This is a genomic window from Streptomyces gilvosporeus, from assembly GCF_002082195.1.
In the GTDB taxonomy this organism is placed as follows: domain Bacteria; phylum Actinomycetota; class Actinomycetes; order Streptomycetales; family Streptomycetaceae; genus Streptomyces; species Streptomyces gilvosporeus.
In genome coordinates, this window is sequence record NZ_CP020569.1 from 5605806 (window position 1) to 5617491 (window position 11686).

Consider the following 11686-nt stretch of genomic DNA (forward strand, 5'->3'; position numbering starts at 1 on the left):
CCGGTCAACTCCGTGTGCCCGCCGGTCAGTTCGGGTTGAGGCCGTGGCTGCGCAGCCACGGGAGCGGGTCTATGGCCGCGTCCCCGTCGGGCCGCACCTCGAAGTGCAGATGCGGGCCGGTGGTATTGCCGGAGTTGCCGGAATAGGCGATGGTCTCGCCCGCCTTGACCGATCCGGAACGGATCTTGGTGCTGCTCAGATGGCAGTACCACGTCTCCGTGCCGTCGGGCGCGGTCACGATCGCCATGTTGCCGTAGGCGGAGTTCCACTGGGTGCGGACGGTGCCGTCGGTGACCGACATGACCGGGGTGCCGTAGCTGACCGGGAAGTCGATGCCGGTGTGGACGGACATCCAGTTCACGCCGGCCTGGCCGAAGAGCGCGCTCAGGCCGTGCTCGGTGACGGGCAGTACGAACTTGGGCCGCAGCGCCTCCTTGCGGGCCGCCTCCGCCGCCGCCCGCTTGCGTTCCAGGGCCTGGCGCTGCTTGAGGTCGAGCCGCTCCTGGGTGCGGTTCGCGCGGTCGCCGAAGTCCCGGGCGTCCGCGCTGAGTCCGGCGAGCTGGGAGTCGAGCTTCTTGTTGGCGGCGGCCGCCTTGACCGTGACCGATCCGGTGTCGTCCGCGGCCTGGGTGGTCTTGTCGTCCTTGCCGTCGTTCCCGACGAAGCCGGTGACGGTGGCGGCCGCGGCCGCGCACACCCCCATGGCGGCGACGGACGGCACCGCGACGGTCAGCAGCGCCGAACGCTTGGCGGTACGGCGCCGCCCCCGGCCCCGTACGGCCTTTCCGGGCTCCGGACCGACGACCCGCCGCGCGGCGGGCACGGGGGCGGCGACCGGCATGGCCTGGGTCATCGCCTCGGCCACCGAGGCGGCATCCGGCGCGGGTGCCGGTTCGCCGGGCGGGTCGGCGGGGGAGCCGGCCTCGCGCTCGGCGTTCTCGTACGCGACGGTGCCGAAGGCGGCGGTCTCGAACATGGCGGTCTCGAACGTGGCGGTCTCAAGGCCGGCCGTGTCGTAGGCGGCGGTCTCGTAGGCGGCGTTCTCGTACGGGGACGGGCCGGGCTGCGACGGGATGTCGGCGATCAGGGCCTGGTCCGCGGTGGACCAGATCGCGGTGGCGTCGTGGTCGGCGGCGACATAGGCGCCGGTGGCGTACGGGGCGGTGTCGTAACTGCCGGAGTCGTAACTGCCCGAGTCGTAACGGCCGGTGCCGTAGGCGGCGGCGTCGTGCGCGTGCTGCTCGTGGTGCGCCGGCTGTTCGTGGTGTCCGTAGGCCGCTTGCTGCCCGTGCTGCCCGTAGGGCGGGTACTGCTCGGCTCCGGCGCTTTCGTAGGCGGTGTGGGCGTAAGGGTCGTATCCGTCATACGCGGCCGTGGCGGTGTCGTAGGCCGTCGTGGTGGGGTAGCCGCCCGTGTCGTAGGCGGTGCCGTGGATGCCGCCGTCGTCGTAGGGGCCGGTGGCGTACGCACCCGTCTCGTAGCCGCCGGTGGCATACGCGCCGGTGCCGTAGGCGTGGCCGCCCGTGTCGTACGGGGCCGTGCCATATGCGCCGGTCGCGTGCTGTCCGGTTTCGTATGCATCCGGAAGCGAGCCGAAGAGGGGGTCCCCGTCGCCGTACTCGGGGTAGGCGGACGCGGAGTGCTGCTGCCCGTAGGAGTCGTAGGCCGGGTAGCCCGATGGGTGACGGTCGTTCACCAACTTCTCTTTCGCCTCGGCAGCAGGAGAATTAGCGGCGACTGTACCCGGCGGTACGCGACGGCGACAATCTTCTCCAGGTTTCCGAGTCGACGAGAACGGGCATTTGGCCGCCTTTCGGGAGCCCGCATGCGCGTTCTTGGCGCGTCGTTCGACGCATGTTCGAGGAAATATCAAGATCGGGTCGGGAAACGCGGCCGCCCGCGGCGTTGTGTGCGATGCATTCAGGCCACCGAAATGGCGTTTTCCCTTCCCTCCAGGCCGTGCGCCGAGGTCAGGGCCCGGCGTATTCCGGCCGCCACGGTGCCGTTGACCGGCAGCGAGAGGTGTCCGACGCCGGGGACATGGACGTTGTCCGCGAGCAAATCCGGGTGATCGATTCGGGCGGCGCCGGCCGGCACCATCACCTGGTCCGCCTCGCTCCAGAAAGCGACGAACCGCGTCCGGCAATTCGGCGCGGGCAGCGACAACTCCGCTATCACCGGGGAATCCGGCCGCATCTGGCGCACCAACGGATGGGCCGACATCAGGGGCGCGATACGGGTGCCGGCGTGCGGGGTGCCGAGGGTGATCACGGTGCGGACGCGGGCGTCGCCGCCGAGGCGCTGGACGTAATAGCGGGCGATCAGTCCGCCGAGGCTGTGGCCCACGAGGTCCACCCGCTGGTGGCCGGTGCGGGCGCACACCCCCTCCACATGGCGCGCCAGCAACTCGGCCGCCCTGCGCAGATCGCAGGTCAGCGGGGAGTAGTTGAGCGCCTCGAGATGGCGCCAGCCGTGCCGGCCCAGCGAGCGGCGGAGCAGGACGAAGACCGAGCGGTTGTCGATGAAGCCGTGGAGCAGCAGGACGGGCGGGTGGGCGCGGCCTTCCGTCGGCAGGACGCAGAGCGCGTCGGCGCCGGTGGCGGGTGCGGGGAGCGGAATGGGCTGCTCCTGGGAGATGCCGGTGGGGTAGAGGAACAGATGGCCGAGGAGGACCAGCAGGTCCACGGCGGTGCTGCGCACGAGAACCGGTAGGGAGGCAAGGCGGGTGGGCAGCAGGGCCTGCATGGTCGACCTCCCGGAGGGCATGCGGGAGGCGCGCTCAAGGGCGCGATGGCGCGGCTGCGGCTTCCCGTGCGTCCGCCCCCGTGCGCACGATGCCGTCCCGTGGCGGTGCAACACGCGGGACGTGGCGCCTGGCGGATGTGTCCCTCGTGTGATTTCCCCCTCGGGGCATGTCACGAAACGGCAGGGTGCGGGATGCTGGGGATAACGTTCGTTCACGCTCGTGGCCGCCGATCGTGGCCGCGCGATCGATTGTCGGCTCGGCGGCACCGCACGTCGGGTGCCGTACTTGGCTTGGAGGCAGTGATGAGTGTGGCTCGGCACGACGGAGCACAAGCGCAGAGCCAGGGCGCGGCGGGCAGGCCGGGGCCGATCCGCGTCGTGGTGGCCAAGCCGGGGCTCGACGGCCACGACCGGGGCGCCAAGGTGATCGCGCGGGCGCTGCGCGACGCCGGTATGGAGGTCATCTACACCGGGCTGCACCAGACCCCCGAGCAGATCGTCGACACCGCCATCCAGGAGGACGCCGACGCGATCGGGCTGTCGATCCTCTCCGGCGCGCACAACACGCTGTTCGCGAAGGTGATCGAGCTGCTGCGGGAGCGGGACGCGGCGGACATCAAGGTCTTCGGCGGCGGCATCATCCCGGAGGCGGACATCGCTCCGCTCAAGGAGCAGGGCGTTGCGGAGATCTTCACGCCCGGTGCGACGACCGCCTCCATCGTGGAGTGGGTCAACGCCAACGTGCGGCCGCTGGCGGTCTGACCGGGCGGTCATGACACGGCCCCGCCGGAGAGCTCGGCGTGCATGGTGGCGCGCAGCCGCAGCGTGCCGACCAGGCGCAGGAACGCCTCGGACCAGTAGCCGCCGGAGCCGGGGGAGGCGCCTTCCGGCTCTTCGGTGACGGCCGTGAGCATGTCGAGGCGGTCGGCGGCGGCCGGATCGAGACAGCGCTCGGCCAGGCCCATCACCCCGCTGAAGCTCCAGGGGTAGCTGCCCGCGTCCCGGGCGATGTCCAAGGCGTCGACCACCGACCGGCCCAGCGGCTCGGCCCAGGGGACGCCGCACACGCCCAGCATCCGGAAGGCGTCCGACAGGCCGTGGGCGGCGATGAACTGCGCCACCCACGCGGCCCGTTCGTCCTCGGGCAGGACGGTCAGCAGTTTGGCCACATCGCGGGACGATCCGGCCGGCGCCGCCTCCGTGGCCTGCGCGGGGGCGGCGGGCGTGCCCAGCAGGGCCCGCGCCCAGGTGGCGTCGCGCTGGCGTACGGCGGCGCGGCACCAGGCGTCGTGCAGCTCCGTCCGCCAGTCGTCGGCCACCGGCAGGGCGAGGACCTCCGCCGGGCCGCGGCCCCCGAACACCTCGCGCCAGCCGTCCAGGGGCGCCGCCTCCAGCAGCTGGCCCAGCCACCAGGCGCCCCGGCCCCGCCCGGAGGGCGGTTTGGGCGCCACGCCGTCCCGCTCCATTTCCGCATCGCACACCCGGGGCGGCTCGACGGTGATCACCGGGCCCGGGTCGTGCCCCAGGCCGAGGCAGGCGACGGCGCGACGTGCCATCCGGGCGGCGAGCGCGGAGCCGGGCAGCGCCGAGAGCAGCTCGGCGGCGGTGGCGCGGACGGTACGGCTGCGGTCGGACAGCGCCTGTTCCAGGAAGGGCTCGTCGGCCGGCGCGAGGCATTCGCGCAGCGCATCGAGGAACATCAGACGGTCCTCGGCGCGCTCGGCGGCCCAGGTGGTGGCGAGCAGGTCGAGACCGGCGGCCGCGTCGCGGCGGCGCAGCGCCGTCAGCAGGGTGACCCGCTCGGCGAACAGGCCCTCCTCCCACAGGCGCCGTACACCCTCGGGGTCTTCGGGACCGGGCACCGCGGCCGTGCCGCCGAAGCCGCGCAGTGCGAACTTCCAGTCGTCGTTCAGCCGGGCCAGCCATATCGCGCGCGGGCCCGCCAGGGCGAGCGCGGCGGGCCGCAGATCCGTACGGGCGCGGGCGGCGTCCAACAGCGCGGGCAGCAGCGCCTCGGGAGCGCGATAGCCGTATTCCTGGGCGGCGGCGAGCCACTGGGGCAGCAGCTCGGTGAGGTCGGGGGCGGTGCCGCGTCGGCTGCCGCCGCCCCCGCCGCGGTCGGCGAGCAGCAGGGACAGCCGGCGCCGCGCGGCGGGCGGCAGCGGGGGCCGCGGATCGGCGGGCGCCGGGGCGGGCCGCTCACCGGCCGGGGCCGGGCGCAGGGCGGCGCGGCGGCGGACCGTGCTCACGGCGGCCGCGTCCAGCAGCGCCGCCGCCGGGCTCTGTCCGGCGCGCAACGGCACCGGCGGCGTGCGCCGGTCCGTTCCGAGCAGGGCGGCGGTGACCAGCTCCTCCCAGGCGGGCGCGGCCGGTGCCTTGGGCGCAGTGGCGGCGGGCGCGGCCGGAGGGGTGGTGCGCGCGGTCGTCGGTGCGTTCGTCGGTGTGGTGGTCATCGAGTCTCTCCCAAGGTCGGGCGGCGGGGTGGGGGCGGGGGCGCGGCCGGGCCGGGGCGGCGGGTCACAGGGACACCGGGGTCGGGTCCCAGGCGGTCAGCGGCATGAAGCCGCGGTGGCCGCATTCGCCGAACACCGTGACCGGCGCGCCGCCGGATATGGCGGCCAGCTGCCACAGGCCCGCACGCCCCAGGAAGCGCGGATCCAGCGGGAGCGCCGACTCCCCGTCCGCATCGGCCAGTTGCCAGCCCGATCCGTCGTCGGCCGGGACCGGGGTGACGTCGGCGAGCACCACCGGCCAGGACTCCAGCCAGGGGTCGTCGCGCAGCGCATCGCCGTACGCGGCCAGGGCGGCGTCGATGCCGCAGCCGGGCGGCACCGGGCCGGGGGCCGCCGGGGCATGCCGCTCGCCCAGGGCGGCGCGCAGCGGGCGGGCGCCCGGGTAGTAGGCCAGATCCGCGTCGAGGACGAGACCGGGCGGCAGGGCCACGTCCAGGGGCCGGCCCCCACCCCCGAAGGACAGATGCAGCGCCATCCGGCCCGTCCGCTCGCCGCGCAGGAAGATGCGGCGGGTGGTCAACCGGCTGTCATCGCTGTCCTGTTGGGCGAGCACCAGCCAGCGGTCGCGGACCGTGGCCGCCTCGGGGCCGGTGAGCAGCTCCGCCGTATCCGTGGTCAGCCCGACGCGGGCGCGCACGGTCGCGGCGAGCGGGGCCGGCAGCCGCTCCCGTCCCAGGAACCCCTGGTCGAGGAGGTGGAGCAGGGCGCACTCCGCCAGCATCCGGGCCGGCCAGTCCGCTGCCCCGGAGGTCGCCACCGAGCCCAACTCCCTTACCCGGGCGGCCAGTCCCGGTGCCTGGGCGTCGACCATCCGCGCGGCCGTCTCGTCCCACTGGCGGTAACCGCCGCCCTCGGCCGCCGTCAGGCCCGCACGCAGCAGGTCCTCCAGGCGCTGCTCCAACTCCGTTGCCCCGGAGGCGATCCGCTCCAGCCGGCGCTCCGCCCGCCTCCTGGCCGCCTCCGGATCGGACGGTGTACGCGCCGTGCCGCCGCCCCCGGCGGCCGTGGCCGCGGCCCGCTCGGCCTTCTCCCGGCGGCCCGCCAGCCACGGGCCCGCCCACTCCGGCGCCGCCCCGGCCGGCACCGCTTCCCCCTCGCCCGCCCAGAGCAGCAGCAGACCCAGCGCATGCTTGCACGGGAATTTGCGGCTCGGGCAACTGCACGTGAAAGCGGGCCCGGTGACATCGATGACGGTCTGATACGGATTCTTTCCGCTGCCCTTGCACAGCCCCCACACCGCGCCGCCGTCCGCGCCGGTCTCCGACCACGGACCGGCCGCGGCGAGCTTGCCGCCCGCCTTGCGTGAGGCATCGTCAGGCGCCAGCGCCAGCACCTGATCCGTCGTCCAGCGTTCCCCCTGCGGATTCATGTCTTCGACGCTACGACCCGCCACTGACAATCGCCCTCGCGCGGAATGAAACAGCAGGTCAGAAACGGTATTCGGGGCGTTGTCAGTGGTGTGGTGCAGGCTGGATTCCAGCTCGCGGCCGACGCATTGCGCGGCGGGTCGCAGGCGTTGTCACGGCATTTCTGCGACAAGGGGGAGCCATGCCCGAGACCAAGTCAGAGATCACGTCCGAGTCCCGGTCGGAGACCACGTCCGAGAACAGCGTCGACGCACCGCACGAGCAGGCGCTGCGGCCCCATGCGGAGGACTCCTTCGCGCACGAGCTCAAGGCCCTGGCCGCGGCCGACGACCGGCCGCGGCCCGAGCGCTGGCGGCTCTCGCCGTGGGCGGTCGCCACCTATCTCCTCGGCGGCACCCTCGCCGACGGCACGGTCATCACCCCCAAATACGTCGGCCCGCGGCGGATCGTCGAGGTCGCGGTGACCACCCTCGCCACGGACCGCGCGCTGCTGCTGCTCGGCGTGCCCGGCACCGCCAAGACCTGGGTGTCGGAGCATCTGGCCGCGGCGGTCAGCGGCGACTCCACCCTGCTGGTGCAGGGCACCGCCGGCACCCCGGAAGAGGCCATCCGCTACGGCTGGAACTACGCCCAGCTGCTCGCCAACGGGCCCAGCCGCGAGGCGCTGGTGCCCAGCCCCGTGATGCGGGCCATGTCCCAGGGCATGACCGCCCGGGTGGAGGAGCTCACCCGCATCCCGGCCGACGTCCAGGACACCCTCATCACGGTCCTGTCGGAAAAGACCCTGCCCGTCCCGGAGTTGGGGCAGGAGGTGCAGGCGGTCCGCGGCTTCAACCTGATCGCCACCGCCAACGACCGCGACCGCGGGGTCAACGACCTCTCCAGCGCCCTGCGCCGCCGCTTCAACACCGTGGTGCTGCCGCTGCCCGCGACACCGGAGGAAGAGGTGGACATCGTCTCGCGGCGGGTCGAACAGATAGGGCGTTCGCTGGACCTGCCGGACGCCCCGGAGGGCCTGGACGAGATCCGTCGTGTCGTCACGGTCTTCCGCGAGCTGCGCGACGGCCTGACCACCGACGGCCGCACCAAGGTCAAGTCGCCGTCGGGCACGCTGTCCACGGCCGAGGCCATCTCCGTGGTCACCAACGGCCTGGCGCTGGCCGCCCACTTCGGGGACGGCGTCCTGCGCCCCGGCGATGTGGCCGCCGGCATCCTGGGCGCGGTCGTCCGCGACCCGGCCGCCGACCGCGTCGTCTGGCAGGAGTACCTGGAGGCCGTGGTCCGCGAGCGCGACGGCTGGAAGGACTTCTACCGCGCCTGCCGCGAGGTGAGCGCATGACCACCGGGAAGACGGCGGAGCCGGTGCTGCTCGGGGTGCGGCACCACGGCCCCGGGTCGGCGCGGGCGGTGCGGGCCGCGCTGGAGGCGACCGCGCCGGCCGCGGTGCTGATCGAGGGCCCGCCCGAGGCGGATGCCCTGCTGCCGCTGGCCCTGCATACGGACATGCGGCCACCGGTGGCGCTGCTCGCCCACATCGTGGACGACCCGGGCCGCGCGGCGTTCTGGCCGCTGGCGGAGTTCTCCCCGGAGTGGGTGGCGCTGCGCTGGGCCCTGGAGCGCGGGATCCCGGTCCGTTTCATCGATCTGCCCGCGGCGCATTCCCTGGCCATGGCGGCGGAGGAGGCCGACGGGGAGCGAGACGGCACCCCGGACGCCCCCGACGTCCGGATCGACCCCATCGGCGTGCTCGCCGAGACCGCCGGTTACGACGACCCCGAGCGCTGGTGGGAGGACGTCGTCGAGCACCGGGGGGCGGCGTCGGGGGCGGCGGGCGGGGACGCGCTGGCGCCGTTCGCGGCGCTGGCCGAGGCGATGGGGGCGCTGCGCGAGGCGTACGGCGACGGCGACCACGGCCGAGACCTGGTGCGCGAGGCCCATATGCGGCTTCGACTGCGCGAGGCGCGGCGGGAGTTCGGCGACGACGTCGCCGTGGTGTGCGGCGCCTGGCACGTCCCGGCGCTGGCCCGCCGCAGCACCGTGACCGCCGACCGCCGGCTGCTCACCGGACTGCCCAAGGCGAAGGCCGCGCTGACCTGGGTGCCCTGGACCCACCGCCGGCTCTCCCGGCGCAGCGGCTACGGCGCGGGAATCGCCTCGCCCGGCTGGTACGGCCATCTCTTCGCCTCGCCCGACCGCCCCCTCGAACGCTGGATGACCAAGGTCGCCGGGCTGCTGCGGGACGAGGACTACGCCACCTCGTCGGCGCATGTCATCGAGGCAGTGCGGCTCGCCGAGGGCCTGGCCACGGTGCGCGGCCGCCCGCTGGCGGGGCTCACGGAGGCCGAGGACGCGATCCGCGCCGTCATGGGCGACGGCTCCGACGCCCCGTCCGCCCTGATCCACGACCGCCTCGTGGTCGGCGATGTGCTGGGCGAGGTCCCCGAGGACGCCCCCGCCGTCCCCCTGCAACGCGACCTCGCCCGCAGCCAACGGGCGCTGCGGCTCAAACCGGAGGCCCGGGAGCGGGAGCTGGAGCTGGACCTGCGCAAGGAGACCGACGCCGCGCGCAGCCGCCTGCTGCACCGGCTGGCGCTCCTCGGCATCCCCTGGGGCGAGCCCGCCCGCTCCCGGGGCAGCACCGGCACCTTCCGGGAGACCTGGCAGCTGCGCTGGGAGCCCGAGCTGTCCGTACGGGTCGCCGAGGCGGGCATCTGGGGCACCACCGTGCTGTCGGCGGCCACCGCCAAGGCGGCCTCGCAGGCGGTGGACGCCGCCACGCTCGCCGAGGTGACGGCGCTCGCCGAGCGCTGTCTGCTGGCCGAACTCCCCGATGCGCTGCCGGTGGTGATGCGCGCCCTGTCGGACCGCGCGGCGCTGGACGCCGATGTGGGCCAGCTGGCCCGGGCGCTGCCCGCCCTCGTCCGGTCCGTGCGCTACGGCGATGTCCGCGGTACGGACGGTGCGGCGCTGCGCGAGGTGGCGCTGGGCCTGGCCGAGCGGGTCTTCGTCGGGCTGCCGCCCGCCTGCGCCGGTCTGGACGACGACGGCGCCGCCCAGATGCGCGGCCCGCTCGACGCCACCCACCAGGCCGTCGGCCTCCTGGACCGGCTGCCGGACGACACGACCGGCTCCGCGGCCGGGACCGGGGCGGCGGATCTGCGGACCCGCTGGGCCGGTGTGCTGCGCACGCTGAGCGCACGGGACGTCGTACCGGGGCCGCTCCGTGGCCGGGCCGCCCGGCTGCTGCTGGACGACGGGCAGTTGGGCGACGGAGAAGCCGAGCGCCTGATGGGCCTCGCACTGTCCCCGGGCGCGGCGCCCGCCGACGCCGCCGGATGGATCGAGGGCTTCGTCGGCGGCGGGGACGGCGGCATGCTGCTGGTCCACGACGAACGGCTGCTCGCGCTGGTCGACGGCTGGCTGACCGGCGTACCGGCCGACGCCTTCACGGACGTCCTGCCGCTGCTGCGCCGTACGTTCGCTGCCTACGAGTCCGGGGTGCGGCGCACCCTGGGCGAGCTGGTGCGCCGCGGGCCCGCGGCCCCTCGCCGCGACCCGGCCGGCGGTGCCGTTGATGCCGCGGCCCCCGGTTTCGGCCCCGGCCTGGACCGCGACCGCGCCGCGGCCGTCCTGCCCACCCTCCGCCTCCTGCTGGGGATCGACCAGGACGGCGATCCGCCCCCGCACCCCACCCCACGACCGGAAACCGACCTCACAGGGGCACGGAGATGACCACCACAACAACGGACCCCACAACAACGGACCCCACAGCAACCGATCCCGCAGCGACCGACGACGCCACCACACCCCCCGACACCACCGCCCCCGCCCTCTCCCCCTCCGAACGACTCCGCCGCTGGCGGCTGGTGCTCGGGGACGGCGGGGCCGACGGCACCGGATGCGGGCTGACGGGCCGCGATGCCGCGATGGACGGGGCGCTGGAGGCGCTCTACGGCAAGGACAGCGGCAGCAACGGGGCCGAGGGCGGGCGGCGTTCGGCGGGGCTGGGCGCCTCGGCGCCCTCCGTGGCCCGCTGGCTCGGTGACATCCGCACGTACTTCCCCTCCTCCGTGGTGCAGGTGATGCAGCGCGACGCCATCGACCGGCTCGGCCTGAACTCCCTCCTGCTGGAGCCGGAGATGCTGGAGGCCGTCGAGGCCGACGTCCATCTGGTGGGCACCCTGCTCTCGCTCAACAAGGTCATGCCCGAGACCACCAAGGAGACCGCACGGGCCGTGGTCCGCAAGGTCGTCGCGGAGCTGGAGAAGCGGCTGGCGACCCGCACCCGCGCCACCCTCACCGGCGCCCTGGACCGCTCCGCCCGCATCCACCGCCCCCGCCACCGCGATATCGACTGGGACCGCACGATCCGGGCCAACCTCAAGAACTACCTGCCCGAATACCGCACGGTTGTCCCCGAGCGGCTCATCGGCTACGGCCGAGCCGCCCGGTCGGTGAAGAAGGAAGTGGTGCTCTGCATCGACCAGTCCGGGTCGATGGCCGCCTCCGTCGTCTACGCCTCGGTGTTCGGCGCCGTACTGGCCTCGATGCGGGCCATCGACACCCGCCTGGTCGTCTTCGACACCTCCGTGGTCGACCTGACGGACCAGATGGACGATCCGGTCGACGTCCTCTTCGGCACCCAGCTCGGCGGCGGCACGGACATCAACCGCGCCCTGGCCTACTGCCAGTCCCGGATCACCCGCCCCGCCGAGACCGTCGTCGTCCTCATCAGCGACCTCTACGAGGGCGGTATCCGCAACGAGATGCTCAAACGGGTCGCCGCGATGAAGGCGGCCGGGGTGCAGTTCGTCACGCTGCTCGCGCTGTCCGACGAGGGCGCGCCGGCCTACGACCGGGAGCACGCCGCGGCGCTCGCGGCCCTGGGCGCACCGGCGTTCGCCTGTACGCCGGATCTCTTTCCGGACGTGATGGCCGCCGCTCTCGAGAAACGGCCGCTGCCCATACCGGACATGGCGGAGCAACGGTGACAGGAGCACCCAAGGGACTTGCCAGGCACCTAGCCGGTCATGCAAGGATCAGTTCATCGCTCGATCGCCC

At 74.0% G+C, this 11686-nt stretch carries 8 protein-coding genes; 4 read left to right on the forward strand and 4 right to left on the reverse strand.

What is annotated here, in order from left to right:
* Nucleotides 1-25: 25 nt before the first annotated feature.
* Together B1H19_RS25105 and B1H19_RS25110 are read right to left on the reverse strand one after the other, a co-directional pair.
* Nucleotides 26-1696 carry a M23 family metallopeptidase gene (locus tag B1H19_RS25105; protein WP_083107029.1) on the reverse strand — a complete coding sequence of 557 codons (1671 nt, stop codon included), beginning with the start codon at nucleotides 1694-1696 and terminating at the stop codon, nucleotides 26-28.
* 224 nt (nucleotides 1697-1920) lie between these two features.
* The gene (locus tag B1H19_RS25110) at nucleotides 1921-2745 is read right to left on the reverse strand and encodes an esterase/lipase family protein (RefSeq protein WP_107426128.1); all 825 of its coding nucleotides are present in this window, start codon (nucleotides 2743-2745) and stop codon (nucleotides 1921-1923) included.
* A 303-nt stretch (nucleotides 2746-3048) separates the two neighbouring features.
* Between B1H19_RS25110 and B1H19_RS25115 the strand changes: the two genes are divergently transcribed.
* A complete protein-coding gene (locus B1H19_RS25115) occupies nucleotides 3049-3507 on the forward strand; it encodes a cobalamin B12-binding domain-containing protein (protein ID WP_083107031.1) in 459 nt (152 codons plus the stop codon).
* Between the two features lie 8 nt (nucleotides 3508-3515).
* On the opposite strand, the gene B1H19_RS25120 is transcribed toward B1H19_RS25115, so the two are convergent.
* Both B1H19_RS25120 and B1H19_RS25125 read right to left on the reverse strand, forming a co-directional pair.
* Nucleotides 3516-5198, reverse strand: a complete 1683-nt coding sequence (locus tag B1H19_RS25120) for a DUF5691 domain-containing protein (protein ID WP_237289504.1) — start codon at nucleotides 5196-5198, stop codon at nucleotides 3516-3518.
* A gap of 64 nt (nucleotides 5199-5262) precedes the next feature.
* Nucleotides 5263-6627 carry an SWIM zinc finger family protein gene (locus B1H19_RS25125; protein ID WP_083107032.1) on the reverse strand — a complete coding sequence of 455 codons (1365 nt, stop codon included), beginning with the start codon at nucleotides 6625-6627 and terminating at the stop codon, nucleotides 5263-5265.
* A 179-nt stretch (nucleotides 6628-6806) separates the two neighbouring features.
* On the opposite strand from B1H19_RS25125, the gene B1H19_RS25130 reads away from it, so the two are divergent.
* The 3 genes from B1H19_RS25130 to B1H19_RS25140 are packed head-to-tail and all read left to right on the forward strand — an operon-like array spanning nucleotide 6807 to nucleotide 11616.
* Nucleotides 6807-7964 carry an ATP-binding protein gene (locus tag B1H19_RS25130; RefSeq protein WP_083107033.1) on the forward strand — a complete coding sequence of 386 codons (1158 nt, stop codon included), beginning with the start codon at nucleotides 6807-6809 and terminating at the stop codon, nucleotides 7962-7964.
* Nucleotides 7961-10357: a DUF5682 family protein gene (locus tag B1H19_RS25135; protein WP_083107034.1), complete on the forward strand. Its 2397-nt coding sequence runs from the start codon at nucleotides 7961-7963 to the stop codon at nucleotides 10355-10357. The genes B1H19_RS25130 and B1H19_RS25135 overlap by 4 nt, the downstream gene beginning before the upstream one ends.
* Nucleotides 10354-11616 (forward strand): VWA domain-containing protein, encoded by a 1263-nt coding sequence (locus B1H19_RS25140; RefSeq protein WP_107426129.1) that lies wholly within the window; start codon nucleotides 10354-10356, stop codon nucleotides 11614-11616. Before B1H19_RS25135 ends, B1H19_RS25140 begins: the two co-directional genes overlap by 4 nt.
* Nucleotides 11617-11686: the final 70 nt, after the last annotated feature.

Excerpts from the sequence above, each read along its gene's own strand:
- B1H19_RS25110 (WP_107426128.1), bottom strand. The coding sequence starts at position 2,745 with ATGCAGGCCCTGCTGCCCACCCGCCTTGCCTCCCTACCGGTTCTCGTG.
- B1H19_RS25115 (WP_083107031.1), top strand. The coding sequence starts at position 3,049 with ATGAGTGTGGCTCGGCACGACGGAGCACAAGCGCAGAGCCAGGGCGCG.
- B1H19_RS25120 (WP_237289504.1), bottom strand. The coding sequence starts at position 5,198 with ATGACCACCACACCGACGAACGCACCGACGACCGCGCGCACCACCCCT.
- B1H19_RS25125 (WP_083107032.1), bottom strand. The coding sequence starts at position 6,627 with ATGAATCCGCAGGGGGAACGCTGGACGACGGATCAGGTGCTGGCGCTG.
- B1H19_RS25130 (WP_083107033.1), top strand. The coding sequence starts at position 6,807 with ATGCCCGAGACCAAGTCAGAGATCACGTCCGAGTCCCGGTCGGAGACC.
- B1H19_RS25135 (WP_083107034.1), top strand. The coding sequence starts at position 7,961 with ATGACCACCGGGAAGACGGCGGAGCCGGTGCTGCTCGGGGTGCGGCAC.
- B1H19_RS25140 (WP_107426129.1), top strand. The coding sequence starts at position 10,354 with ATGACCACCACAACAACGGACCCCACAACAACGGACCCCACAGCAACC.